This is a genomic window from Halomonas sp. MMSF_3323 (assembly GCF_030733595.1).
Lineage (GTDB): Bacteria > Pseudomonadota > Gammaproteobacteria > Pseudomonadales > Halomonadaceae > Halomonas > Halomonas litopenaei.
Window position 1 is genome coordinate 37,510 of the sequence record NZ_JASHIT010000035.1, and the last position, 25,243, is coordinate 62,752.

At 65.2% G+C, this 25,243-nt stretch carries 27 protein-coding genes; 10 read left to right on the top strand and 17 right to left on the bottom strand.

The features are described from left to right. Positions 1 to 49 precede the first annotated feature (49 nt). Together RBB39_RS16925 and hmgA are read right to left on the bottom strand one after the other, a co-directional pair. The gene (locus tag RBB39_RS16925) at positions 50 to 1,072 is read right to left on the bottom strand and encodes a fumarylacetoacetate hydrolase family protein (RefSeq protein ID WP_222568032.1); all 1,023 of its coding nucleotides are present in this window, start codon (positions 1,070 to 1,072) and stop codon (positions 50 to 52) included. A 33-nt stretch (positions 1,073 to 1,105) separates the two neighbouring features. Beyond that, positions 1,106 to 2,425 (bottom strand): homogentisate 1,2-dioxygenase, encoded by a 1,320-nt coding sequence (hmgA, locus tag RBB39_RS16930; RefSeq protein WP_222568033.1) that lies wholly within the window; start codon positions 2,423 to 2,425, stop codon positions 1,106 to 1,108. 701 nt (positions 2,426 to 3,126) lie between these two features. Between hmgA and RBB39_RS16935 the strand changes: the two genes are divergently transcribed. Then, positions 3,127 to 4,326 (top strand): diguanylate cyclase, encoded by a 1,200-nt coding sequence (locus tag RBB39_RS16935; protein WP_222516231.1) that lies wholly within the window; start codon positions 3,127 to 3,129, stop codon positions 4,324 to 4,326. 111 nt (positions 4,327 to 4,437) lie between these two features. Further along, on the top strand, positions 4,438 to 5,025 hold the full coding sequence (locus RBB39_RS16940; RefSeq protein WP_222568034.1) for a MarR family winged helix-turn-helix transcriptional regulator: 588 nt from the start codon (positions 4,438 to 4,440) through the stop codon (positions 5,023 to 5,025). A 26-nt stretch (positions 5,026 to 5,051) separates the two neighbouring features. On the opposite strand, the gene brnA is transcribed toward RBB39_RS16940, so the two are convergent. From brnA to RBB39_RS16955, 5 genes are all read right to left on the bottom strand, one after another. Beyond that, positions 5,052 to 5,240 carry a type II toxin-antitoxin system BrnA family antitoxin gene (brnA, locus tag RBB39_RS22785; RefSeq protein WP_315901089.1) on the bottom strand — a complete coding sequence of 63 codons (189 nt, stop codon included), beginning with the start codon at positions 5,238 to 5,240 and terminating at the stop codon, positions 5,052 to 5,054. A 12-nt stretch (positions 5,241 to 5,252) separates the two neighbouring features. Continuing rightward, the gene (locus RBB39_RS22790; protein WP_367399262.1) at positions 5,253 to 5,450 is read right to left on the bottom strand and encodes a BrnT family toxin; all 198 of its coding nucleotides are present in this window, start codon (positions 5,448 to 5,450) and stop codon (positions 5,253 to 5,255) included. An 89-nt stretch (positions 5,451 to 5,539) separates the two neighbouring features. After that, a complete protein-coding gene (locus tag RBB39_RS16945; RefSeq protein WP_306169225.1) occupies positions 5,540 to 5,914 on the bottom strand; it encodes a Rieske 2Fe-2S domain-containing protein in 375 nt (124 codons plus the stop codon). A 36-nt stretch (positions 5,915 to 5,950) separates the two neighbouring features. Then, positions 5,951 to 6,787 (bottom strand): IclR family transcriptional regulator, encoded by an 837-nt coding sequence (locus RBB39_RS16950; protein ID WP_108131892.1) that lies wholly within the window; start codon positions 6,785 to 6,787, stop codon positions 5,951 to 5,953. Between the two features lie 123 nt (positions 6,788 to 6,910). Further along, positions 6,911 to 7,720 carry an enoyl-CoA hydratase gene (locus RBB39_RS16955; RefSeq protein ID WP_045993886.1) on the bottom strand — a complete coding sequence of 270 codons (810 nt, stop codon included), beginning with the start codon at positions 7,718 to 7,720 and terminating at the stop codon, positions 6,911 to 6,913. 232 nt (positions 7,721 to 7,952) lie between these two features. On the opposite strand from RBB39_RS16955, the gene RBB39_RS16960 reads away from it, so the two are divergent. Continuing rightward, positions 7,953 to 8,516 carry a GNAT family N-acetyltransferase gene (locus tag RBB39_RS16960; protein WP_162816504.1) on the top strand — a complete coding sequence of 188 codons (564 nt, stop codon included), beginning with the start codon at positions 7,953 to 7,955 and terminating at the stop codon, positions 8,514 to 8,516. Between the two features lie 96 nt (positions 8,517 to 8,612). On the opposite strand, the gene RBB39_RS16965 is transcribed toward RBB39_RS16960, so the two are convergent. The 4 genes from RBB39_RS16965 to serA all read right to left on the bottom strand — a co-directional run bounded on the left by RBB39_RS16965 (position 8,613) and on the right by serA (position 14,256). After that, positions 8,613 to 9,962, bottom strand: a complete 1,350-nt coding sequence (locus RBB39_RS16965) for a uracil-xanthine permease family protein (RefSeq protein ID WP_052704445.1) — start codon at positions 9,960 to 9,962, stop codon at positions 8,613 to 8,615. 259 nt (positions 9,963 to 10,221) lie between these two features. Next, positions 10,222 to 11,577 (bottom strand): 8-oxoguanine deaminase, encoded by a 1,356-nt coding sequence (locus RBB39_RS16970; RefSeq protein ID WP_222568036.1) that lies wholly within the window; start codon positions 11,575 to 11,577, stop codon positions 10,222 to 10,224. Positions 11,578 to 11,859: 282 nt separating this feature from the next. Next, positions 11,860 to 12,762 (bottom strand): DMT family transporter, encoded by a 903-nt coding sequence (locus RBB39_RS16975; RefSeq protein ID WP_306169226.1) that lies wholly within the window; start codon positions 12,760 to 12,762, stop codon positions 11,860 to 11,862. A gap of 243 nt (positions 12,763 to 13,005) precedes the next feature. Beyond that, entirely contained in the window at positions 13,006 to 14,256 is a 1,251-nt protein-coding gene (gene serA, locus RBB39_RS16980; RefSeq protein WP_045993890.1) for a phosphoglycerate dehydrogenase, read from the bottom strand. 338 nt (positions 14,257 to 14,594) lie between these two features. On the opposite strand from serA, the gene RBB39_RS16985 reads away from it, so the two are divergent. The 3 genes from RBB39_RS16985 to dxs are packed head-to-tail and all read left to right on the top strand — an operon-like array spanning position 14,595 to position 17,677. Further along, positions 14,595 to 14,873, top strand: a complete 279-nt coding sequence (locus RBB39_RS16985; RefSeq protein ID WP_045993891.1) for an exodeoxyribonuclease VII small subunit — start codon at positions 14,595 to 14,597, stop codon at positions 14,871 to 14,873. A 4-nt stretch (positions 14,874 to 14,877) separates the two neighbouring features. Beyond that, a complete protein-coding gene (ispA, locus tag RBB39_RS16990; protein WP_045993952.1) occupies positions 14,878 to 15,747 on the top strand; it encodes a (2E,6E)-farnesyl diphosphate synthase in 870 nt (289 codons plus the stop codon). 16 nt (positions 15,748 to 15,763) lie between these two features. Beyond that, complete coding sequence (dxs, locus tag RBB39_RS16995) at positions 15,764 to 17,677, top strand: 1-deoxy-D-xylulose-5-phosphate synthase (RefSeq protein ID WP_045993892.1); 1,914 nt, start codon at positions 15,764 to 15,766, stop codon at positions 17,675 to 17,677. An 82-nt stretch (positions 17,678 to 17,759) separates the two neighbouring features. On the opposite strand, the gene RBB39_RS17000 is transcribed toward dxs, so the two are convergent. Beyond that, positions 17,760 to 17,942 carry a hypothetical protein gene (locus RBB39_RS17000; protein WP_045993893.1) on the bottom strand — a complete coding sequence of 61 codons (183 nt, stop codon included), beginning with the start codon at positions 17,940 to 17,942 and terminating at the stop codon, positions 17,760 to 17,762. Between the two features lie 228 nt (positions 17,943 to 18,170). Between RBB39_RS17000 and djlA the strand changes: the two genes are divergently transcribed. Continuing rightward, positions 18,171 to 18,950 carry a co-chaperone DjlA gene (gene djlA, locus RBB39_RS17005; RefSeq protein WP_045993894.1) on the top strand — a complete coding sequence of 260 codons (780 nt, stop codon included), beginning with the start codon at positions 18,171 to 18,173 and terminating at the stop codon, positions 18,948 to 18,950. A gap of 418 nt (positions 18,951 to 19,368) precedes the next feature. Next, a complete protein-coding gene (locus tag RBB39_RS17010; protein ID WP_045993895.1) occupies positions 19,369 to 20,919 on the top strand; it encodes a Na+/H+ antiporter NhaC family protein in 1,551 nt (516 codons plus the stop codon). Positions 20,920 to 21,136: 217 nt separating this feature from the next. Here RBB39_RS17010 and RBB39_RS17015 read toward each other — a convergent pair whose 3' ends face one another. The 5 genes from RBB39_RS17015 to ribA form a co-directional block, all read right to left on the bottom strand. Then, positions 21,137 to 21,433, bottom strand: coding sequence for a hypothetical protein (locus RBB39_RS17015; protein ID WP_045993896.1), 297 nt, complete (start codon positions 21,431 to 21,433; stop codon positions 21,137 to 21,139). Positions 21,434 to 21,637: 204 nt separating this feature from the next. Continuing rightward, entirely contained in the window at positions 21,638 to 21,934 is a 297-nt protein-coding gene (locus RBB39_RS17020; protein ID WP_108131883.1) for a hypothetical protein, read from the bottom strand. Positions 21,935 to 22,216: 282 nt separating this feature from the next. Next, complete coding sequence (locus tag RBB39_RS17025) at positions 22,217 to 22,534, bottom strand: hypothetical protein (RefSeq protein WP_306169227.1); 318 nt, start codon at positions 22,532 to 22,534, stop codon at positions 22,217 to 22,219. Between the two features lie 174 nt (positions 22,535 to 22,708). After that, positions 22,709 to 22,993: a hypothetical protein gene (locus RBB39_RS17030; RefSeq protein ID WP_045993899.1), complete on the bottom strand. Its 285-nt coding sequence runs from the start codon at positions 22,991 to 22,993 to the stop codon at positions 22,709 to 22,711. Positions 22,994 to 23,077: 84 nt separating this feature from the next. Beyond that, entirely contained in the window at positions 23,078 to 23,713 is a 636-nt protein-coding gene (ribA, locus tag RBB39_RS17035; protein WP_045993900.1) for a GTP cyclohydrolase II, read from the bottom strand. A 171-nt stretch (positions 23,714 to 23,884) separates the two neighbouring features. Here ribA and hemE point away from each other — a divergent pair, with 171 nt between their 5' ends. Together hemE and RBB39_RS17045 are read left to right on the top strand one after the other, a co-directional pair. Beyond that, positions 23,885 to 24,961: a uroporphyrinogen decarboxylase gene (gene hemE, locus RBB39_RS17040; protein WP_108131917.1), complete on the top strand. Its 1,077-nt coding sequence runs from the start codon at positions 23,885 to 23,887 to the stop codon at positions 24,959 to 24,961. Beyond that, positions 24,939 to 25,243: VanZ family protein (locus RBB39_RS17045; protein WP_306169228.1), on the top strand; the 305-nt coding region annotated here is incomplete at its 3' end. The genes hemE and RBB39_RS17045, both read left to right, overlap by 23 nt.

Genomic DNA, 25,243 nt, shown 5'->3' on the forward strand with positions numbered 1-25,243 from the left:
GAGGTGTCGACGGTGGTGGACGTCCGCCCCAGGACTTGAGGGGGCTGGCTCAGTCCTTGGGTTGGTACTTCACCACCCGCTGGTCGATGGCGCCGAAGATGCTCTGGCCGGCCTTGTCGAACATCTCGATGCGCACCCGGTCACCAAAGCGCAGGAAGGGCGTCTTGCTGTCGCCGTGCAGGATCTTCTCGACCATACGCACCTCAGCCAGGCAGCTGTAGCCGACGCCGCCGTCGGCCACCGGCTTTCCGGGGCCGCCATCCGGGTCCGGATTGGACACGGTGCCGGAGCCGACCACCGCGCCGGCGCCCAGGTAGCGGGTGCGGGCGGCGTGGGCCACCAGTTGCGGGAAGTTGAAGATCATGTCCGGGCCGGACTCGGGCTCGCCGAACTTGTCGCCGTTCAGATGGACCGTCAGCGGTAGGTGCACGCGGCCATCCTTCCACGCCTCGCCCAGCTCGTCCAGGGTGACGCAGATCGGCGAGAAGCTAGAGGCCGGCTTGGCCTGGAAGAAGCCGAAGCCCTTGGCCAGCTCCCCGGGGATCAGGCCGCGCAGACTGACGTCGTTGACCAGCATCAGCAGCTTGATGTGGCCGGCTGCCTGTTCGGGGCTCACCGCCATCGGCACGTCGTCGGTGATCACCGCGATCTCGCCCTCGAAGTCGATGCCGTGGTCTTCGCTGACCGCCTCGATATCGTCATAGGGACCGATGAAGCTGTCGCCGCCGCCCTGGTACATCAGCGGGTCGGTCCAGAAGGTCTCCGGCATCTCGGCGTTGCGCGCCTGGCGCACCAGTTGCACATGGTTGAGATAGGCCGAGCCGTCGGCCCAGTGATAGGTACGCGGCAGCGGCGAGTGCAGCGCTTGAAGATCGAGCTCGAAGGCCTCCTCGGCGGCGCCGTCGTTGAGGCGCTGGTAGATCTCTTCAAGGCGCGGGGCCAGCTCGTCCCAGTCTTCGACGAGCTGTTGCAGGGTGGTGGCAATCTGCGGCACGCGTACGGCGTGGGTCAGGTCGCGGGAGACGACGATCAGCTCGCCGTCGCGTCCGCTCTTGAGGGTGGCCAGTTTCATCAGAGGGTTCCTTGTGGTCAAAGCAGAGGTCGGTCAGGGCCGCGTCGGATCGAAGTGGGACTTGAGTCCCTTCCACACATCCACGTAGTCGCGCTGGCGGAAATCGGCGGCCAGCGCCTTTTCAGTAGGCTGGAAGACGTAGCGGCTCTCGAACATGAAGGCCAGGGTCGCCCCTTGATACTGAGGCTGGAGGCTGGCGTCGGAGGCCTTCTCGAAGGTCTCGGCGTCGGGGCCGTGGGGCGACATGCAGTTGTGCAGGCTGGCGCCGCCGGGCAGGAAACCTTCGGCCTTGGCGTCGTACTCGCCGTGGATCAGGCCCATGAATTCGCTCATCAGGTTGCGATGGAAGTAGGGCGGGCGGAAGGTGTTGTCGGCCACCATCCAGCGCGGCGGAAAGATCACGAAGTCGATGTTGGCCATGCCCTCGGTGTCCGACGCCGACGTCAGCACGGTGAAGATCGAAGGATCCGGATGGTCGAAGCTGACGGTATTGATGGTGTTGAAGTTGGCCAGGTCGTACTTGTAGGGCGCCACGTTGCCGTGCCAGGCGACCACGTCCAGCGGCGAGTGGTCCAGCCGGGTCGCCCACAGTGCCCCGGAGAACTTGGCCACCAGTTCGAAGTCGCCCTCGAGGTCCTCGTAGGCGGCCACCGGCGACTGGAAGTCGCGCGGGTTGGCCAGGCCGTTGGCGCCGATGGGGCCGAGCCCCGGCAGCTCCAGGGGACTGCCGTAGTTTTCGCAGACATAGCCCCGGGCCTGGTCGCCCTCACTGATGCGGACCTGGAACTTGACCCCGCGCGGGATCACCGCGATCTCGCCGTTGCCCACCTCGAGCGCGCCGAACTCTGTGCCCAGGCGCAGGGTGCCCAGCTGAGGCACGATCAACAGTTCGCCGTCGGCGTTGTAGAAGAAGCGTTCGGTCATGTCCTGGTTGCAGGCATAGACATGGACACCGCAGCCGGCCTGGGTGCCGGCGTCGCCATTGACCGCGATGGTGGCAAGACCATCGATGAAGTCGGTGGCCGCCTCGGGCAGGGGAGCCGGGTCCCAGCGCATCTGGTTGGGGTCCGCGGCGGGACGTGACAGCGGCGCGGTGGCGAGACCGCCGTGCTCCAGCGGGCGGTAGGCGCTCTGGGCCACCGAGGGGCGGATGCGGTAGAGCCAGCTTCTCAGGTTATGGCTGCGCGGCGCGGTGAAGGCCGAGCCGGTGAGCTGCTCGGCGTAGAGTCCGTAGGCGCAGCGCTGAGGCGAGTTCTGCCCCTGGGGCAGGGCGCCGGGCAGCGCTTCGCTGGCGAAGTGATTACGAAAACCGCTTTGATACGCAAGCGGCGTCTGGTCGAGACGTTGGGACATCGGGAAATCCTCCGCTCAGGATGATGAGGTGGCGTGTCGGGATGCTCGCCGCCCCACTGCATACTGAGTCCTGTGATAAAGCTCGGGTCGAGGCGGTCACATCATCGCTATGGCATGCCTGGAATATAGTTTCATTTGAAACTATATTCCAGGCCTTATCGCTAGTGAGACGGTGCCAACCCCACCGGCATCTGATTTATCCTTAAAAAACATGAGATTGATGGGCTAAGACATACGTCTATAGCAATGCCGTGGTGCGAAGCTTCACTGGGCGGTTGGGTGCGGTGTAGACACTATCCCCAAGGGGCCAGGCGACGGTATGAGCGCAGGGGAAAGGTCGCCTAGACCGCGCCCACCCACTTTGGGCAAGTGTGGATCGGCGTCGTGATAGCCAGCGGGGTGTGAAGCTCGCAATACGAGATGGGGGCTACTTCCCGGCAAGTGAAGTGGACTTCGAGAGAGCACGTCAGACGCTGTGCCATTGCCGCGAAAAGCATAGAATTGGGCAGTGCTGCCACGAAAATTAACGTTATCATCGTGTTATTGAGTTATTTTAAAGTCATATAAGCGTTTGTTTAAAAAATAATAAGACGCCGTCAACGTGAAGTGGACAAAAGATCCCTTCGATCTCGACATGACGAAGGTAGTGGGCATCGGTCATCAGACGTCGAGCCTATGCACAGGGAGAACAGCAAGTGTCGATGGCAAAAATGCCCCATCTGGTGCATTGGTTAACCGGACAGTTTCGTGAAACTGAGCGAGAAGCCTGGTATCGCCGCGCGATCAAGCCGAGGGTGCGCTGCGAGTCACGACTGGCCTGGATGCTTGCCGCATTGATATTCGGCATGTTCTCGATTTCCGATTACTTTTATGTCGGCCAGAGCCGCGAGCTCTACCTGTTGCTGGCCATGCGCGTGGTCGTCGTCGGTAGCTGTCTTTTTCTGGCTTGGGCGATTGGTCGATGGGGAAGCTATTCGCAGCGCCTCTGGCTGCATGCTTTGCCGTTGTGGGTTATGGCGACGGGCATCATCCTGATTGTTCCGCTACGTCCGGACTCCCTTTCGACGCAGATGATGGCTGTCATCGTTGCTACCATGGCCTTTTATCTGCTGATTCCCAACCTGCTCACCGTGGTGGCGATGGCGAGCCTGTATCTGGGTATCGGTTTTCTGTGCGCCTCTGCCATCTTTGCCGACAGTTCGCCCGTCGATGTGTTGCGCATGGCGCTGTTGTTGATCATGGCCAATGCGGTCGGGTTCTGCACCTTGCTGCGGGTAGAGCGCCTGCAGCGCAAGCAGTTCGCGATATTGAGCGAAGAGCGCGACCAAAACCGACAATTGCTTCGTGAGATGGCGCATCGTCAGTCCCTTGAAGGTCAGTTGAGACAGCTGGCCGAGCGCGATGCCTTGACCGGTCTCGCCAATCGTCGGCACTTCATGAAGCGGGCCCAGAGCATGTTTGAGTCTGCCCGGGAAGCACAGGCGCCCTTCAGCCTGTTTATGCTGGATGTCGATCACTTCAAGACTATCAATGACACCTGGGGCCACAGTCATGGAGACCGAGTGCTGATGGAGATCGCCCGAGTGTGTGCCGAGTCACTGCGTTCCCATGATCTGATCGCGCGTTTCGGCGGCGAAGAGTTCGTGGTCGCATTGCCTGATACCTCCTTGAGTGACGCTTTGCCGGTCGCACAACGTCTGCATCGAGCGGTCGCCGACCTGGCGCTGCCGTTTGAGGGGGGTGAGAGGGGGGCGGCGGTCACCGTTACCATCGGCATTGTCGAAGCCCGGCCCGATGAGGACAATCTGGAAGTGCTGATTCATCGCGCCGACAAGGCGCTTTACGTCGGCAAGCGTGACGGCAGAGACCAGGTAGTAGCCTGTCGCGAGAGCCAGGCGTGAGTGCGAAAGCGATGCTGATGGTAAGGTCGCGAGCTACGTTGCCGGTTCTGGCGTTCCCGGTTATCGTCAGTGACGGATGGTGGCGTGCCACGCTGGCGTGGCGCTGTCGCGATGGACGCTGACCACGGGGACGAGGCCATGGGCTCGCGTAAGCGAGAAACACCGACCAGCAGCGGGGTACCGCATCTGGATCTTTTGCAGTTCCTGCCGTACCGGCTGAACAGTCTGGCGGACCGTTTGAGTCAGGCGCTTTCGCAGATGTACGCAGAACGTTACCAGTTGACCATTGCCCAGTGGCGAGTGCTGGCGTGGTTGTCGCACCTGGATGAGCTATCGGCCAAGCAGATCGCCCAAGCTACTCGCATGGATAAGGTGCGTATTTCTCGGGCCGTACAGGCCCTGGAGGAGCGTGGTCTGATCCGAAGAACGCCTTCGCCCAGTGACCAGCGTGTACAGCACCTGCGACTGACCGAGGCGGGGCAGGCCTTACTGGCCGACTTGATCCCCGATGCCTTGCAATGGGAGGCCGATGTGGTGGCCGCTCTCTCTCAGGGCGAGTGTCATCAACTGATAAGCGTGATCGGCAAGCTCGAGCGCCAGCTCGATCGGCTGGAGCAGGGCAGTGGCCCCTGGTCCCAGGACCGCTCCGGCGATCCCATGGAGACGCCGGGTTCTCCCGAGCTCGATCAGGATCGCTAGGGCCTGTTCGCGCACTGCTCCAGGCGCTAGGCCAGCCACACCTCGATGATCGATTGGCGAGTCACTCCCGGGCGGCTGGCTTCCTCGTCGAGAGACTCGATCATCCAGACAGGAAAGTCGACGTTGCCCCGTCTTTGTGACTGATTGGGGCGCCGAGCCCTGGACGGGGAGAGGGCTTCCGAGACGTCTTCGCCATCATCGAATTTTTTGATCAAGCGTCCTGGCTTTCATGGAGCTCCACCTCTTCCTTCCGCGAGCGCCTTACAGAGATGATGCGTAGCCCGGTCGCGCGGCGTTACAACGGCAGAACAGTGCTTGCCTTCGATCGAGCCAATAACCAGCAATCCAGGTTCGTCGGGCGTCTTGGCGGGGATCTCGATAAGGAGAGGGTCAAACCAGCGTCGTTGTGCATCAAGGGCGTCAATCCCATGCTTGGCCTTGGGGCCGGGATCGAGGGCAGGTCCTCACTGCGGATAAGGGTCAAGTCGCCACTGCGACAGGCAGATTCGCTCCCTCACTCCCCGATCACCCACCAGCCATCGACTTCCTGCACCGGGACCGGGTCCACTGCCTCGCCCTGGGCGGGGCCGGAGATGCCTTCGCCGCTGTCGAGACGGAAGCAGGCCTGGTGGTGGGTACAGATCAACAGCTCGCCGTCGCGGCTGAGGATGTTGCTGCCGCGGCCGTCCAGCGGCAGGTACTGATGGGGGCAGGCGTTGACGTAGGCGTGCACCCGGCCATCGGCGTGGCGGGCGAGGATCAGCGGGAAGCGGCCGTTGTCGCTCTCGATATTGAGGCAGCGGCTCTCACCCGGGGCCAGGCTGGTCGATTCCAGCACGGCGGTCCCGGGCGGTGGTGCGCTCTTGTACTTGCGCCAGGCGTCGGTCATCGGGGGATCTCTTGAGGGAGCCGGTGAACCCGGGCGTCAGGGCTTGAAGTCCTCGGCGGCGGGAATGCGTCCGCCTAGCTGGGCGGTAATTTCTGCGGCGGTGGCGCGCACCAGCTCGCCGAGCTGGGACAGGCGTTCGTCGGGGATACGCGCCACCGGCCCGGAGACCGAGATGGCTGCGAGTGGCGTGCCCAGTTCATCGTGGATGCAGGCGGCCACGCAGTGCAGGCCGATGGCATGCTCTTCGCGGTCGCAGGCGTAGCCGCGTTCACGGATCTCGGCCATGGCGCGACGCAGCTCGGATGGACTCGACAGGGTGTTGACGGTGACGCGGTCCAGACCGCGTTCGGCCAGTACCCGCTCCAGGTCATCGTCGGGCAGCCAGGCCATCAGCGCCTTGCCTACGCCCGAGGCGTGCAGCGGGGCACGTGAGCCCAGACGGGTGATCATGCGCATCATCTGGGGCGATTCGCTCTGCGCCAGGAACACCGCCGTGGTGCCTTCACGCACGCCTAGATTTGCGGTCTCGCCGGTCTCACGGGTCAGTCGGCGCAGGTAAGGACGGCTGGTGGCAACGAAGTCGCGTGCCTCGAGAAAGCTGTTGCCGATGCGAAAGGTCTTGACGTCGATGCGCCAGACGCCGAGTTCCTCGTCCTGGGTGATAAAGCCCTGGCTCAGCAGGGCCTGCAGCAGGCGATGGGTCGTGGACGGTGCCAGATCGGCCTGCTCGGCGATGTCGGACAGCGCCAGGCCGCCCGGGTGCATCGCCAGCAATTCCAGCAGGTTGAGTCCCCGCACCAGCGACTGGCTGTGGCCTCCGCTGGCCTTGCCGCTGGCCGGTCGGCCGGCCGTTCTGCGCTTGCTTTCCGTCACCTTGCATCTCCTGGGTCAACCGTTTGGCACAGTCCTTAGCATACCTGTTGGCGCGGCCGCTTGTCGCGTTTGCGGAAAAGGCTTCCACAAGCGGCCCTGCCTTGGCTGAGCCTGGTCCGGCGCTCAGCGATGGCGCCAGTGGGGGGCGCGCTTGGCGACGAAGGCGTCGATGCCTTCGGCCACGTCTTCGGCCATCATGTTGGCGGCCATCACCTCGCCTGCGTAGGCATAGGCCTGGCCCAGCGGCAGGGCTCGCTGGCGGGCCAGCATGGCCTTGCCGGTGAACAGCGCCACCTGACTCTTGGCGCGCAGGCTGTCGAGCAGCACCTCGAGACTGTCGTCGAGGGCGTCGTCCTCGGCGACCCGGTTGACCAGGCCCCATTCCAGCGCCTGATCGGCGTCGATGAACTCGCCGGTAAACAGCATCTCGGCGGCCTGCTTGGGACCGATATTGCGGGTCAGCGCCACCGCCGGGGTGGAACAGAAAAGCCCGACCTTGATACCGGAGACGGCGAAGCGCGCCGAGCGGGCGGCCACCGCCATGTCACAGCTGGCTGCCAGCTGGCAGCCGGCGGCGGTGGCAAGCCCCTGAATTCGAGCGATCACCGGCACCGGACAGTCCTGCAGGCGCTGCATGACCCGGGAGCACTGGGCGAAGAGCTGTCGATAGGCGTCCTCGTCGCCGAGCTCGCGCATCTCCTTGAGGTCATGGCCGGCGCAGAAGGCACGGCCCTCGGCAGCGATCACTACCGCCCGCAACGAAGGATCGGGGTCGATTGCGGCAAAGGCATCATCCAGTGCGGTGAGCATGTCCCGGGACAGGGCGTTGAAGCTTGCCGGGCGGTTGAGGGTCAGATGGACGACCCCACGATCATCGTGACGCACCACGGCGAGGTCACCGGTGTCAGGCTGGGCGGAAGGTGAGGCGGGCATCGTCATGGCTCCAACGAGGGAAAACTTCGCAAGCCTAGCGCGTGATGACGCCTTTTCGGGGCCTGCTTCGACCAAAGGGGAAGAGTGGCCTGGCCTCCCTGGTTGACGCCAGAGCGGCGTCAGAGTAGCGCCAGGACGACGACAGGGGCGGCTTGCTGGCGGCCAGCGTCCGTGGTCATGGCCGTGGAGGATGGCGTACATTCGCACAAGCGATCCACGACGCGAGAGGCGCATGATGCAGGACGACAGGCTGAGGCCCAGGCCGATGCAGGGCGACGTGCTGGCCACGCCGCGTAGCCGGCTGCGCCCGCTAGAGCGCTATGATCTGCCTGGCTTGAGCCGACTGCTGGCCGATCCCCGGGTGATGCGTCACTCGCTCCACGGTGTGCAGGACATGGCGGGGAGCCGTCGCTTTCTCGATGCCTGTCGCGCGAGCTACGCCGACAAGGGCTTTGGCTACTGGGCGGTGGTGCACCCGGTATCGCGAGCGTTGATGGGCTTCTGCGGCTTCGATCACGAGATCCTCGACGGCGAGCGGGAGTTGGCCATCGGCTATCGTTACGCCGTGCATCATTGGGGTAGAGGGCTTGCCACCGAGGTGGCCCTGGCGGTGGTGGCCCACGCCTTTGCCATCACCGACTGCGAGTCGCTGGTGGCGGTGGTCGATCCCACCAATGTGCCGTCGAGCCGAGTGGCACAGAACGCGGGCTTTGTGTGGGAAGGGATGACGACGCTCGAGGGCCAGCGAGTGAAGGTCTACAGGCGTCATCGCTACCGTGAAGTCAGAAGCTGCTGAGCCTGGGCTGCGTCCCTGTCCTGGGGAAACGAAGCGGGCCCGCGTGGCGGGCCCGAAAGTGGCGTCATGGTGTCCTCGAGGGGACGGTGTGGCGTGTCAGACGCTGTCGCGGAAGACCCGATCGGCCTTGGGCAGTACCAGATTGAGCACGATGGCAAACAGCGCGCCGGGGATCAGCCCTGACTCGATGATGGCCTGGAGGTTGTCGCTCAGATTGGCGTAGAGCCCTTCCTGGGCCGGCAGGCCCACCGCGGCGGACAGCGAGACCCCGATGATCACCATGTTGCGCTTGTTGAAGTCGATATGGGAAAGCATCTTGATGCCGGCGCTGGCGATCATGCCGAACATGATCAGTACCGCCCCGCCCAGCACCGAATTGGGGATGCTGGAAACGATGGCACCCAGCTTGGGGATCAGGCCCGCCAGCAGCAGGAAGGCGCCGCCGATGGCCACCACATAGCGGCTGACCACACCGGTCAGCGCCACCATGCCCACGTTCTGGCTGAAGCTGATCTGGGGGAAGGCGTTGAAGATCGCGGCGAACACGCTGGACAGGCCGTCGGCCATGACCCCACCGGAGAGCTCCTTGTGGGTCGGCTCGCGGTCCATGCCGCCGGCGGTGGTGCCGACGATGTCGCCGATGGACTCGGCGCAGGTGACCACCGCCAGCAGCACCACCGGCAGGATCGCCGCCAGATGGAATTCAAGCCCGATGGTCAGCGGCACCGGCAGTGACAGCCAGTCGGCGTCACCGATGGTGGAGAAGTCGATATAGCCGAACATGGTGGCCACCACGTAACCGGTGATCAGGCCGATCAGCGGCGCCGCTTCGGACCAGATACCGCGGCCGTACTGGTGCAGACCCAGGGTCACCACCAGTACCAGCGCCCCCAGCAGCAGGTGGTGGGTGGCGCCGAAGTCGGCGGCGCCGAAGCCTCCGCCCCAGTAGGCGAAGCCTACCGGCATCAGCAGGGTGCCGAGCATGACCACGAAGGTGCCGGTGACCACCGGCGGGAACAGAAACCGGAACACCGGCAGAAACATGCCCACCAGGGCCATGGCGACCCCGCCACACAGGGCTGCGCCAAGGGCCGCCGGAAGTCCCATGCCCACGGCAATGGGAATCAGCACCGGGACGAAGCCGAAGCTGGTGCCCATGACGATGGGCAGGCGGGCGCCGATGGGGCCTATCCCCAGCGACTGCACCAGGGTGGCGACACCGGCCACGAACATCGCCGCCTGGATCATGAAGGCGGTCTGGTCCGCCGGCAGGTCGGCGGCGCCGGCGATGATGATCGGCACCGTGACGTTGCCGACGAACATCGCCAGCACGTGCTGCAGGCCCAGCGGAATGGCGCGCCCCAGGGGCGGCATGGCGTTGACGTCATGGGTCGAGCGCACAGATGCGCTTTCCAGGGTGTCCCCGGAGGAGTCGTGGGTGGGCATGGCAGGGTTTTCTCCTGTTGTCGTTGTAGCACCGGCGTCCTTGTCGGAGCGTCGGCGGCGAAACCCCGGAGACCGTGACAGGTGTCAGACCGTCTGTGCTGACTGCCGTGGCACGGCGACCGTTGTCAGGGGGCGGCAGCGTCGGCCCTGGCCCGTGGTGCCGCGCTGCGCTCGAGATCCGTTCGTCGTTCGCTGTTGTTGCCTCTTGTCTTCCCGTCGTCCTGTTCGAAGGTGTGCGTCCAGGCGCGCCCCGAGCCTCCTAGACCGCACGCCTTAGCCGCACCGCCGCCGCGTTGTGGCGGGCCATCAGCTCGCCCAGATCGACGTCGAGCGGCTGGCCGTCGGCCACCCGCCACTGGCCGGCCACCATCACTCGGTCGGCACGGTGGGCACCGCACAGCAGCAGCGCGGCCAGCGGGTTCTCGGCGCCCGAGAAGCGCGGCTCGTCCAGCCGGAACAGCGCCAGATCGGCCTGTTGGCCAACCTTCAGTCCGCCGATGTCGCTGCGCCCCAGACAACGCGCGGAGCCTTCGGTGGCCCAGCGGATGACGTCCTGGTGACGTACCTGGCTGGGCGAGTAGCGCAGGCGGCCGATCAGCATCGCCTGGCGCATCTCCTCGGCCAGGTTGGAGTGATCCGCCGAGGCCGAGCCGTCCACCGCCAGGCCTACCGGGCAACCAGCGGCCTCGAGTTCCAGGGTGCGGCACATGCCAGAGCCCAGCACCATGTTGGATGAGGGGCAGTGGGCGATGCCGGTGCCGGCTTGGCCGAGGCGGGCGACCTCGTCGTCGTTGAAGTGGATGCCGTGGGCCAGCCAGGTGCGATCGCTGAGCCAGCCGGTGGCCTCGAGGTAGTCCAGCGGTCGCATCCCGAACAGCTTCTGACAGTACTGCGTCTCGTCCTCGGTTTCTGCCAGGTGGGTGTGCAGGCGCACGTCCTTCTGCTCGGCCAGACGAGCGCTGTCGACCATCAGCTCACGGCTGACCGAGAAAGGCGAGCAGGGCGCCAGCGCCAGGGTCACCATGGCCCCCTCGCCGCGCTGATGGTAGGCGTCGATCAGACGGGTGCTCTCGTCGAGGATGGTCGCCTCGTCCTGCACCACCGACTGGGGCGGCAGCCCGCCCTGCTCGCGCCCCACGCTCATCGAGCCGCGGGTCAGGGCGGCGCGCACGCCGAGCCGACGCGCGGTCTCCACCTGGACGTCGATGGCGTGCTCGAGCGCGCCGGAGAACACGTAGTGATGGTCGGCCACGGTGGTACAGCCGCTCATCAGCAGCTCCACCATGGCCAGCTCACTGGCCAGCGCCAGCTGGGCCTCGTCGAGGTTGGCCCAGACGTCGTAAAGGGTGGTGAGCCAGGGAAACAGCTCCTTGTTGAGCGCCGGCGAGTAGGCCCGGGTCAGGGTCTGGTAGAAGTGGTGGTGGGTGTTGACCAGGCCCGGCAGCAGAACGTGTCGGGAGGCATCGAAGGTCTGCTCGACGCGGGTTCGGGGCGTCTGGCCGGCGGCCACGGCTTCGATGATCCGGCCGTCCTGAACGACGACACCACCGGCCGCGTCAGGGTCGCTGGCGGCCAGTGGATGCTTGATCCAAGTGACGGGGGGATGTGAGCTCATGCAGTTCTCCTGGGTTGGCTTCGCCGAGCGAAGGGTTACCCAAGCATCGTGCCCTGCTCCCGACGCCGTCCCTTGGTCAAGGAGGGCGAGGGCTCGTCGCGTAGCGGATACCTGGTTCAGGTGCCTTCAGAAACAGCCGCCGAGGGCGGTGAGCGTCATCAGTTTCACGGTTCACGCTGCACCGATATCGAGCGGCCTGTGTACCATTGTGGTACGCAATATATGACCGTTATTGTGTACAAAATGGCCGTGACGTCAGGGCTTGTCAAGTGCCCCTCTGCTTCAGGGCCTGGCGGCCTCGCGGGCGGCCCGACGCCGGCTCAGACGATCCCCGAACAGGTAGGCACCCAGCGCCACCAGAATCAGTAGCGCGCCCAGCAGCATCGAAGGTGAAGGGGTTTCCTGATTGAGCAGCATGCCGAGGGTCAGCGCCAGCACCGGGGTGATCAGGGTCACCAGGGCGACGCTGGCGGCGTGCAGCCGAGACAGGATCAGGTAGTAGCAGAGAAAGCCGATCAGCGAGCCGAACAGCGCAAGGTATAGCACCGCCCACAGCCCACGGGGGCTGAGGGGAATCATCAGCGGTTCGCAGCTGGCGAGCCATAACACCAGAAAGCAGGGCATGGAGCCGGCCAGCGCCCCCACGGTCTGTTGCAAGGGGTCGAGCCCGGCGGCCACACGCTGCACGGCGATGCCGCTGGCGCTGAACAGGGTCACCGCCGACAGCATCATGGCCAGTGCCAGCACCTGGGCGCCGCCGCCGAGCGTCAGGCTGTCGGCGAACACCACCGCCAGCCCCGCCACCCCCAGGCCGCAGCCGATCCAGTGCCAGCGCCTGAGCCGGGTGCTGCCGGGCAGGGCCTGGAGGATGAAGCCGGAGATCAACGGCGCCATGCCGAACATCACCGACAGCAGGCCCGAGGGCAGAAACTGGGAGGCGTGGTAGCTCAGCGCCATGGCGCCGAACACCCCCGGCACCGCGGCGGCGTAGCTGGCAAGGGCGCGGCGATCGAGGCGGACGCCGCGCCTCAGCACCAGCAGGATCAGAGCGCCGGCGATCAGCGCCAGGCCCATGCGCAGCATCACGCTGCCGATGGGGGCGCCGGCCTCGGCGCTCCACTTGATGGCCAGCGGGGTGGAGGCCCACACCAGCACCACGATCAGATAGGCCAGTCCGGTTGGCATCGTGCATCCTTTGAAGAGGTCATCGGGAAGACGCTCAGGATAGGCGTTTTCTCGCTGCGCCACAGGCTTTTGGGCGTCGGCTTGTGATGGTCGGGAACGGGGACCGTGAGCGTGCAGCGAGTAAAAAGGCCTGCGAGTAAAAAGGCGCCACCCTCCCGAAGGAGAGCGGCGCCTCATCGTCATCCCGAGCGCGATAGCTGCCTCGCGGGATAGCTCGCCGCGAGCAGGCGCTACGTCCGCCGCTCAGTCGGCGTAGTTGGTCTCGGAGTACAGCACCCGGGTGCGCAGGGTGTGGTTCACCTCGCGCAGGGCTTCGAGCGCCTGGGGACCGTAGGCCTTGTCGACGTCGATGACCACGTAGCCGACCTTTTCGTTGGTCTGCAGGTACTGGCCGGAGATGTTGATGTCGTTTTCCGACAGCACCCGGTTGATCTCGGACATCACGCCGGGCACGTTCTCGTGGATGTGCAGCAGGCGGTGCTTGTCCGGGTGGGCCGGCAGTGCCACCTCGGGGAAGTTGACCGAGGTGATGCTGGTGCCGTTGTCGGAGAAGGTCACCAGCTTCTCGGACACCTCGACGCCGATGTTCTCCTGGGCCTCCAGGGTGGAACCACCGATGTGCGGGGTGAGGATGACATTCTCGAGGCCACGCAGCGGGCTTTCGAACTCGTCGGCGTTGCCCTTGGGCTCCACCGGGAAGACGTCAATGGCGGCGCCGTTAAGTCGGCCTTCCTTGATCGCCTCGGCCAGGGCCTCGATCACTACCACGCTGCCGCGGGCGGCGTTGATCAGGATGGCGCCGGGCTTCATCAGGCTGATCTGCTCCTCGCCGATCATCCAGCGGGTGGACGGCAGGTCGGGCACGTGCAGGCTGACCACGTCGGAGCGGGCGAGCAGCTCCTCGAGGCTGGCGACCTGGCGCGAGTTGCCCATGGCCAGCTTGGTGATGACGTCGTAGTAGATGACGTCGAAGCCAAGCGCCTCGGCCAGCACCGACAATTGCGAGCCGATGCTGCCGTAGCCGACGATACCGAGGGTCTTGCCGCGGGCCTCGTGGCTGTTCTTGGCGCTCTTCAGCCAGCCGCCCTGGTGGGCACGGGCGTTCTTCTCGGGAATCCCGCGCAGCAGCATGATGGCCTCGGCCAGCACCAGCTCCGCCACCGAACGGGTGTTGGAGTAGGGGGCGTTGAACACCGGAATGCCGCGCACCAGCGCCGCCGTGAGATCGACCTGATTGGTACCGATGCAGAAGCAACCGACCGCCACCAGCTTCTCGGCCGCCGCGAACACCCGCTCGGTGAGCTGGGTGCGGGAGCGAATGCCGATGAAGTGAACATCACGGATCTTCTCGATCAGCGACTCTTCGTCGAGCGAGGTCGGCATATGCTCGATATTGGTGTATCCGGCGTTGAGAAAATTGTCCACTGCACTCTGGTGGACGCCCTCGAGCAGCAGGATCTTGATCTTGCTCTTGTCCAGGGACGTTTTGGCCATGGTCGAATCAACCTCTTGGAGTTGGCGGCAGCCAGCGGCTGTGTGGTGGGGCAGGCGAAAAATCAGGGTCCATAGAGTACCACAGGGCGGCATTTTCACGTTGAAAATCCTTGCACCGCAGCATGAGCCATCTGCATGTACCGCCGTCCTTTCGAGGGGCGCTTCGCGGGCCGCGGATAAGGGCCAGGGCAGACGACCCCGGGGGGAGAGCGTGTATACTGTCGCCCTTTGGGGAAAGGCCGGACGTCGTCAGCGAGCCTGCGTTTCCCGGGTGGCCCATCGTCGGCCGTGAACTCGCAATCTCGGGTCAGCCTTTGACCCGCCGCCTGGAGGGGCGCATGGCAACGCAGGACCGCCAGCCAACACAGAAAGATGACGAGTCGCTCGACTTCGCCTCGGCCATGACCCAGCTGGAGACACTGGTCGAGCGCCTGGAGTCCGGCGAGCTGACGCTGGAGGAGTCGCTCAAGGCCTTCGAGCAGGGCGTGGCCTTGACGCGAGATGCCCAGAAGCGGCTCGACGAGGCCGAACTCAAGGTGCGCAGCCTGACGGAGAACGCCGACGGTGGCATGCAGCTGTCGCCTTTTGATATCGGGGAGGAACCGGGTGAACGCTGACACCATGCTGGCCCGCTTGGCCGCAGACCGGGCGCGGGTAGACCGCTGCCTCGAGGGACTGTTCGAACAGCGCCACGTCGTCGAACCCCGGCTCGAGGCGGCGATGCGCCACGGCCTGCTGGTCGGAGGAAAGCGCCTGCGCCCCATCCTGGTCTACGCCGCAGGGCGTGCGCTGGGGGCCGACGACGACGAGCTGGATATCCCCGCCGCCGCGATCGAGCTGATCCACGCCTACTCGCTGGTCCACGATGATCTGCCGGCGATGGATGACGACGACCTGCGACGTGGCCAGCCCACGGTGCACAAGGCCTTCGATGAGGCCTCGGCGATTCTCGCCGGTGACGCCCTGCAGACGCTGGCGTTCGAGCTGCTGGCGAGCTCTCGCTCGCCCCGCCTGGGCGCCCTGGTGGCGACCCTGGCCAAGGCGTCTGGTCGCGACGGCATGGCCGCCGGCCAGGCGCTGGATCTGGCGGTGGTGGGCGAACGTCCCGACCTGGCGATGCTGGAAACCATGCACCGCCACAAGACCGGTGCGCTGATTCGCGCCGCGGTTCGCCTCGGTGGACTGGTGGCGGTGGCCGAGGACGATTCGCGTCTGGGGGCGTTGGACACCTATGCTGCGGCCATGGGCCTGGCGTTTCAGGTGCATGACGACGTGCTGGACGTCACCGGCGACACCGATACCCTCGGCAAGACCTCGGGGGCCGACGCGGCCCGCGACAAGCCGACCTATCCCGCCCTGCTCGGGCTTGACGGCGCCCGAGCCAAGGCCGGTGCGCTGATCGACGAGGCACTCGACGCCATCGCCCCGCTGGGCGAGGCGGCGGCGCCTCTGGCCGGGCTTGCCCGCTACATGATCGAGCGCGATCACTGACGACCACAGGGCTAACATGAAGCTGTTCGACACGATTCCCACCGAGCGGCCGGCGACACCGCTGCTCGATACTCTGGATACCCCGGCTGCGCTGCGTGCCATGAGCGCAGAGCAGCTCAAGCGCGTGGCCGATGAGCTGCGCGCCTACCTGCTGTATAGCGTCGGCGTTTCCGGCGGCCACTTCGGCGCCGGTCTTGGTGTGGTCGAGCTGACCGTGGCGCTGCACCACGCCTTCCGCACGCCCCACGATCGCCTGGTGTGGGACGTGGGCCACCAGGCCTATCCCCACAAGATTCTGACCGGCCGCCGCGAGGCCATGACCAGCATTCGTCGCTACGGTGGTCTGGCCGCCTTTCCCCGGCGTGCCGAGTCGGAGTACGACACCTTTGGCGTCGGCCATTCCAGCACCTCCATCTCGGCGGCTCTGGGCATGGCCCTGGCGGCGCGCACGCAGAAGCAGGAGCGCCGCGTGTGTGCCGTCATCGGCGACGGCGCCCTGACCGCGGGCATGGCCTTCGAGGCCCTGGCCCACGCCGGCCACGTCAACGCCAACCTGCTGGTCGTGCTCAACGACAACGAGATGTCGATCTCCGAGAACGTCGGGGGCGTGGCCAGCTACCTGGCACGGATTCTGGTCAGCAAGCCCTATCTGAGCATGCGTGAGAACGGCAAGCGGGTGCTGTCCCACCTGCCGGGTGCGCTGGAGCTGGCGCGGCGCACCGAGGAGCACGTCAAGGGCATGGTCAGTCCGGCCACCCTGTTCGAGGAGATGGGCTTCAATTATGTCGGGCCCATCGACGGCCACGATATCGACGCCCTGACCGATGCCCTCACCAGCATGCGTGAGCTGGACGGACCTCAGTTCCTGCACGTGAAGACGTGCAAGGGCCGGGGCTTCCTGCCGGCGGAGTCCGATCCCATCGGCTACCACGCCATCACCAAGCTGGAGACGCCGGAGGCCGCCAAGGCCAAGCCCCCGGCGACCGCGTCGAATGCGCCGCCGAAGAAGAAGTACTGCAGCGTGTTCGGCGACTGGATCTGTGACATGGCCGCCGCCGACGAACGTCTGATCGGTATTACCCCGGCCATGCGCGAGGGGTCGGATTTAATCCGTTTCTCCAGGGAGTACCCCGAGCGCTACTACGACGTGGCCATCGCCGAGCAGCACTCGGTGACCCTGGCCGCCGGCATGGCCTGCGAGGCGATGAAACCGGTAGTGGCGATCTACTCGACCTTCCTGCAACGCGGCTATGACCAGTTGATCCACGACGTGGCGGTGCAGGAGCTGGACGTGACCTTCGCCATCGATCGTGCCGGCCTGGTCGGTGAGGATGGCCCGACCCACCACGGTGCTCTGGATCTGACCTACCTGCGCTGCGTACCGGGCATGGTGGTGCTGGCACCGGCGGACGAGGCCGAGTGTCGCGCCATGCTCAGCGCCGCCTACCATCATCCGGGGCCAGCGGCGGTCCGCTATCCCCGCGGTACCGGTCCCGGTGTGCCCATTCCCGCCGACCTCGAGCCGCTGCCCATCGGCGTGGCCGAGCCGCGGCGTCAGGGCAAGGGCGTGGCGCTGCTGGCCTTCGGTAGCCTCAATGACCCCGCCGGGGTGGTGGCCGAGCGGCTAGACGCCACCCACATCAATATGCGCAGCGTCAAACCGCTGGATCGTGAAGCCGTGCTAGAGGCCGCCCGCAACCACGACCTGCTGGTCACCCTGGAAGAAAACGTGGTGGCCGGAGGCGCCGGCAGTGGCGTCAACGAACTGCTGCTGGCCGAGGGTATCGCGGTGCCGGTGCTCAACGTGGGCCTGCCCGATGTCTTTGCCGAACACGGCAAGCCGGCGGAGCTGCTGCGTGACTGTGGCCTCGATGCCGACGGTATCGAGGCGGCGATTCGTCGGCGTCTGGACAAGCACCGAAAGCGCTGAGCGAGGGCGCCTGCGCGGCGCAAGCGTGTCCGTCATGCCATCGGCCCCCGCTCCAGGGGGCCGATGGCGTATGGGAGCAGGCTCAGCGATGGCTGGCGCTTTCGACCAGGCGTTCGATGACGGACCTGGCATTGTCAGATGGCGGCGTGTCCACCCCCAGCAAACCCTGCCAGGGGAATACCGAAGCATTGGAGGCCAGGCTGACGCTGATGCTGGCGGAAGCGATGGCGCCGACGATGGCAAGGCGCGTGATCGAGAGTCGCATGGGAGTGTGAACCGAGCGGCTTGAAATGGCGTGCAGTGTCGCGCTTGCAGATGACCATTCGATGAAACAGCGAAGGCTGGACCTTCGCCGCCGGCTCGACGGCGATGGTATGCTGCCTGCTCATACCCCTTTGGCGGGACCTGGCATCGCCGCGACGGTTGGCCAGGGCCGAAACAGAAAAAGACGTGGCGCCGCCGCTTGGCGACGTAGCGCACAAGAGAGGATTTTATGCTGACCATCATCGTGATTGGCGCGGTAGTGGGCTTCCTGGCCGGTGGGCCGCTGGGCATGCTGATCGGCGGCGGTATCGGCTGGTGGCTGGGCGGGCGCCTGCGCGGCGGTCTGATGCTCAGCAAGGGCCTGGCAGAGATGCAGCGTCAGTTCATGGACTCCACCTTCGCGGTGATGGGGGCGGTGTGCCAGGCCGATGGTCAGGTCAGCGGCGAGGAACGCCAGGTGCTGGAGCAATTGCTGGTGCGCCTGCGTCTGCCGGAAAGCACCCGTGCCAGCGCCCGCGCCGCCTTCGAGCGCGGGCGCGCCAGTGACTTCGACCTCGACGGCGAGATCGCACGGGTGGCCCGGCTGACGCGCGGGCGCAGTGCGCTGCGCCAGATCTTCCTGCAGGTGCAGCTTTCCGCCATCGCCGCCGATGGGGTGCTGCACCCGGCCGAGCACAGCATGCTGATGCGGGTGGCTCGCGGGCTTGGCTGCAGCGAGGCCGAGATCGCCCAGATCGAGGCCATGCTGCGGGGCGGCGCCTCCCACGGTGCCGGCGCGACCCAGGAGAGCCAGAGCCCGCTGGAAGATGCCTACAAGGTGCTCGGTGTCAGCGACGAGGCCAGTGACGCCGAGGTCAAGCGCGCCTACCGCAAGCTGATGAGCGAGAACCACCCGGACAAGCTGGCCAGTCGTGGCCTGCCCGACAGCATGCGCGAGGTCGCCGAGGCCCGCACCGTGGAGATCGGCAACGCCTACCAGCGTATTCGCCAGGCCCGCGGTCAGGCCTGACGACCCCAGGGTCAAGTGGCACTGGCCTGGCGCCTGACGTCGTTGCCGGCGAGCGCTACACGGCAGAGGGCATGAAGGGGGTGGAGGTGGAGACGCGGCGTCCTGACTGAGGCGAGGGCCGTCGGGGCGATGCCTGGTGTATCTCCAGAGAGGGTATCGGCTGTCGGTGTTGGGGAGGCGGGTCGCGGGGTGATGGAGGTATCTGTCGGCGCCGTCACCCGATGTCCGAGGGGAATTTTCAGGGTGGTCAGCTAGCTGCAGGCCGGCGCTGGCTTGTATTTCTGGAACGGCGGTTGCGGGGATGTGACAGCGCGGTTGCCGTTTGTGCCGCAAGCGCCTAGGATGCCCCGCTGCCCGCGCGACGCCGTCCGGCGTCATCCCCTCGGGCCAAGACCGACAAGAACCCAGGAGACTCCCGATGTCCTTCGGACTCTTATCCCTGTTGCCGCCGCTGCTGGCCATCCTGCTGGCATTGGCGACGCGCAACGTCATTCCCGCGCTGTTCTGCGGCGTCTGGCTCGGGGCGACCATGCTCGCCGGCTACAATCCTGCCGCCGGCCTCTACAACAGTTTTTCTGACTTTATCGTGCCGAGCATCGGCGACGAGTGGAACGCCACCGTGCTGATCTACTGTGGCCTGTTCGGGGTCTTGATCAGCGTGCTGCAGCGTACCGGCGGCGCTCACGCCATCGCCCGCGCCATCTCGCGCAAGGTCGCCAGCGCCCGTGGCGCCCAGGGCAGCACGCTTGGCCTTGGCATGCTGATCTTCTTCGAGGACTACTTCAACGCCCTCACCGTGGGCAGCGTGATGCGACCGATCACCGATCGCATGAAGGTCTCCCGCGAGAAGCTCGCCTACATCGTCGATTCCACCTCGGCCCCCATGTGCCTGCTGGGCCCGGTGTCCACCTGGGTGGTCTTCGTCATGGGGCTGATCGGTACTCAGCTGGGCGAGATGGAGGTGAGCGGCTCGGAGTACCTGATCTACCTGTCCTCGATTCCGCTGAACTTCTACGCCTGGCTGGCGCTGGGGATGATCTTCTATATCGTCGTCACCCAGTGGGACTTCGGTCCCATGGCACGGGCAGAACGTCGCGCCCGGGAGACCGGCAAGCTGATGGAAGACACCGCCAAGCCGCCTTCCGAGACCGATGCCATGGAGCTCAAGGCGCCGGAAGACACCGCTCGCAAGCGCAACATGCTGGTGCCGATCGGGGTGTTGCTGGCGATGATTCCGCCGCTGTTTCTGTGGACCGGCAACTTCCCGGAAAATGACCTGGTGACCGCGGTGGGCAACGCCGACGGCGGTCAGTCGATCCTGATCGCCACCCTGGTGGCGGTGATGACGGGGCTGGCCATGGGCATGAGTCAGCGGCTGTTCGACTTCCGCGAGGCCATGGATATCGTGGTCGAGGGCATCAAGAGCATGACCCTGGTCTACATCATTCTGGCGCTGGCCTGGTCCATCGGCAGCGTCACCTCCGAGCTTGGCACCGCCGACTACCTGGTCAGCCTGACCGAGGCCAGCATTCCGCCCAGCCTGGTACCGGTGCTGCTGTTCCTGATCGGCGCCGTGGTGGCCTTCACCACCGGCACCTCCTACGGCACTTTCGCCATCATGATTCCGATCGCCATGCCGGTGGCGGCGGCCATGGACCTGCCCATGGCGCTGGCCATCGCCTCGGTGCTCAGCGGCGGCATCTTCGGCGATCATTGCTCGCCGATTTCCGATACCACCATTCTGTCGTCGGCGGGGTCGAGCTGTGACCATATCGACCATGTGCGCACCCAGCTGCCCTATGCGGTGACAGCCGGTGTCGCAGGACTGGTGGCCTTCTTTGTGGCCGGCGTCACCGGTACCACCTGGATCGGGGCGATCAGTGGCGTCGCAGTGATGTTGACCATCGCGCTGGTGATGAAGGCGCTGTGGCAGCCACGGCAGGTCGATTCCGCGCCTCAGTCACGCTGACGCAGGCTCGACGGCCGGGTCGCCGGATCGCCGGGTCGCTGAGTGCCTGGTCCCGCACCTGGCCCCGTGACCGGTAGACCCTCCCCCAGGCCCAGCACAAAAAGGCCGAGCACAAAAAGACCCGGCACATAAAAAGGCCCCGCCGACATCACGTCGGCGGGGCCTCTGCGTTGGTACCCGGGGTCCTTACCCGCGGACACCCATCGGATCGGTGCGCTTAGCCGGTGGTGGCCTGACGGGCCAGGTCCAGGTCGTGCTCGCTCATGGCGAAGTCGGTGCGCTTGGCCTGAACCCGCAGCAGCTCCAGCCGGGCATTGGCCATGGCGTTGCTGCCGTTGTCGGCGATATGGGCGTTGCCGACCTGATGGGCGGCCTCCAGCGCGCTGGCGCTGACCTGAGCCAACGGCTCGGCGTTGAGCGCTTGGGCGCGGTCAGTGGCACGGTCGGCCTGGGCGGTCAGCGGCAGGGCAGCGGCGAGCAGGGCAGTAGCGGCGATCTTGGTAGTGGCTTTCATGGTGTCTCTCCTGTAGGCCTGATGGGCTTCTGGGTGAGCCCTTGGCCATCGCGTATGTCGGTTTCAGCGGTCGTCTTGCAGTCTTTGTCGAAGGGCCTTTGTTGCTGGCCTTCGCGATCGTCTGTTGGAGATGACGCCGGGCGTCATTTGGACGTTGCCGGTCATCACCAAGTCAAACGGTCGTTTTAATCTGGTCGGCAAAAATTAGCCGGTGGTGGCCTGACGGGCCAGGTCCAGGTCATGCTCGCTCATGGCGAAGTCGGTACGCTTGGCCTGTTCGCGCAGCAGCTCCAGGCGGGCGTTGGCCATCGCATTGCTGCCGTTGTCGGCGATATGGGCGTTGCCGACCTGATGGGCGGCGTCGAGGGCGGCGACGCTGAGGCTGGACAGCGGCTCGGCGTTGAGCGCCTGGGCACGGTCACTGGCGCGGTCGGCCTGGGCGGTCAGCGGCAGGGCAGCGGCGAGCAGGGCAGTAGCGGCGATCTTGGTAGTGGCTTTCATGGTGTCTCTCCTATTGGGCCTTGTGGCCCTTGTCTCTCTTGAATTCGACCGATTCAAAATAAAACGGTCGTTTTAATTTTGGTGGCATTTTTTGGCCCCTCAGGGCCTGCCTTTTCTGCAGCTTGTCATCCTTGTCTGCCTGGACCTTGCTGACTCTGTCCTGCGTTCGAAGGATGTATCCAACGGGTACTGCATGAAAACTTGCGGCAATAATATTAACAGGCTAACGGAATGTCAAATGCCGATTCGACCTTGGTCTAAGTCGCCTTTACACAGCGCAGCCTAGATGGTCACCGCGACACGCCGTCCGTCCAGCTGCAGAAAGCGAGTGGTCTGGGCCTGGTCGCGATGCAGTTGCAGCCTGGCGTTTGCCAGCGTCTTGCCATCATGGGTCGAGACGGCGGTGTTGCCGATACGCTGACCACCGATAGCCAGAGGCTCGACATCGGCGACTTGCTGCCCCAGCACGTCATCGGCCAACGGGGCCTGGTCGGTCAAGGGCGATTCGTTCAGGGCCAGGGCGTACTTGGGTGGTGCAGCCTGGGCCAGAGCGGGCAGAGAGGCGACGATCAGGGCAGCGAGGATCAAGGTGGGTTTCATGTCGAAGCTCCTTCCGGTATCAGCGGGTGGCGTCACCCGCTGTCGATGTGTGTATTTTGTTAGCGTTCTATCGAAAGCGCCAGGTAATCGCTTTTATGGCTTCGATAATGCGGCTCTATTAAAACGGTCGTATGTCTGTAGCGGTGCAAAAACAAAGGCATTTTTTTCTTGCTGTTACTTGGTGGCGGCGCGACCGAGGTCGAGATTGAGCATGAAGTCGGTCATTTCCACATGGCGAGACTGCAGCCGCAGGCGAGCCTTGCGCAGGGCTTCGGTGCTGTCGCTGGCGATGTGGGCGTTGATCACTTCATGGCCCTGCTGGGGCATGGCGTCGCGCATGGACAGGGGTTGGCTGTTCAGCGCGCGGGCCAGGTCGGTCGCGCGGGCGTCGGCCTGGGCCGTCAGCGGAAGTGTGGTCACGGCGGCAATGGCGGCAATCGAAAGCAGCTTGAGTTTCATGTCGGCACCTCGAAGGTCAAGATCAATGGAGCGTAATGTTGCGTTTGATCTTGAGTCGAGGGTGGGCCGGATTCCTTACGCGGCCTATGACTTTTTTTCGATATCCACATCATCGGCCTGGGTAAAGTCACCCAGCGCCATCATGTGACCGAGCTTGCCTGCCTTGGTGGACAGGTAGTGCTCGTTGTGGGGATTGAGCCCGGTGGTCAGGGCGACGCGTTCCACCACCTGAACGCCTGCCTGGGTCAGGGCGTCGACCTTGCGCGGGTTGTTGGTCATCAGCTTGAGCCCCTCGACACCCAGGTGTTCGAGCATCGGCACGCACAGGTCATAGCGGCGCAGGTCGGCGGCGAAGCCCAGGCGCTCGTTGGCCTCGACAGTGTCGGCCCCCTGGTCCTGCAGGTGGTAGGCGCGAATCTTGTTGAGCAGGCCGATGCCGCGGCCTTCCTGACGCAGGTAGAGGATGACACCGCGGCCTTCGCTGGCGATACGCTTGAGCGCTTCCTGAAGCTGATAGCCGCAGTCGCAGCGCATCGAGAACAGGGCGTCGCCGGTCAGGCATTCAGAGTGCACCCGTCCGAGCACAGGAGCGCCATCGTCGATCTCCCCCAGGGTCAGGGCGATATGATCCTTGCCCGTGGCCTCGTCTTCGAAGCCGTGCATGGTGAAGGTCGCCCAGGGGGTGGGCAGGCGAGAGGCGGCGATAAAGCGAATCGTCACGGGGTACCTCGGAGTCGAAACAACGGCAGCGCCGTCAAGGGGGCGCCCAGTTTATCAGGAAGTCGTGCAAGGCTCACGACACCTTGCCGACGACACAGGGTCGCAGGAGGCCACGCGTTCGGGAGTCATTGCGGTACAATGAGTCGCACATTTTCCCTGGATGACGCCTGCATGGAACTGAAGAACGATCGATTTCTGCGCGCTCTCGCGCGTCAACCGGTGGATCGCACTCCGGTCTGGATGATGCGCCAGGCCGGTCGCTACCTGCCGGAGTACAAGGAAGTGCGCGCCCAGGCGGGAAGCTTCATGGACCTGTGTCGTGATACCGCCCGCGCCTGTGAGGTCACCCTGCAGCCGCTGGAACGCTATCCGCTGGACGCCGCCATCCTGTTCTCCGATATTCTGACCATCCCCGATGCCATGGGGCTGGGCTTGTACTTCGAGACCGGCGAGGGTCCCAAGTTTCGCAAGCCGGTGCGCAGCGCAGAAGACGTGGCCGCGCTGACGGCGCCCGACGCCGAACGCGACCTCGACTACGTGATGCGCGCGGTCTCGACCATCCGTCGCGAGCTCAACGGTCGGGTGCCGCTGATCGGTTTCTCCGGCAGTCCCTGGACCCTGGCGACCTATATGGTCGAAGGCGCCTCCAGCAAGGACTTTCGCCACGTCAAGGGCATGCTCTACTCAAGCCCCGACGTGATGCATCAGCTGCTCGATACCCTGGCCACGGCGGTGACCGACTACCTCAATGCGCAGATCCGAGCTGGCGCACAGGCGGTACAGATCTTCGATACCTGGGGAGGGACGCTGTCCACGCCGGCCTATCGCGAGTTCTCGCTGCGCTACATGGAACAGATCGTGGCGGGGCTGATTCGCGAACAGGATGGGCGCCGGGTACCGGTGATCCTGTTCACCAAGAACGGCGGCCAGTGGCTCGAGGATCTGGCCGACACCGGCGCCGACGCCCTGGGGCTGGACTGGACCACTGAACTGTCCAGCGCGCGCAGCCGGGTGGGCCGCAAGGTGGCACTGCAGGGCAACATGGACCCCAATGTGCTGTTCGCCAACCCTTCGGCGATTCGTGCCGAGGTCGGCCGTATCCTCGACAGCTACGGTCACGGCCCGGGCCACATCTTCAATCTCGGCCACGGCATCAGCCAGTTCACCGACCCCGACAACGTCACCGCCTTCATGGAGGCGCTGCACGAGTTGAGCCCGGCCTATCATGCCCAGATCGCCTCAGGCTGAAGTCTCGGGCAGGCGGTCTGCATTCGGGCGGTGGTGGTGGGGGCTGGCCGCCGCCGCCGCCCTGGTCATCGCCTGGGGCAGTCTGATGCCTGCCAGCGAATTGCCGGAAGACCTGCCCTGGGACAAGGCCAACCATCTGATCGCCTACGCCGGTCTGGCAACACTGCTGGCGTTGGCGAGCGGGCGCAGCGGGCTGTCCATGGCACTGGCGGTGGCCTACGGCGTCGCCATCGAGTTCGCCCAGATCCCGGTACCCGGGCGTCTTGGCGGCGATGTCTGGGA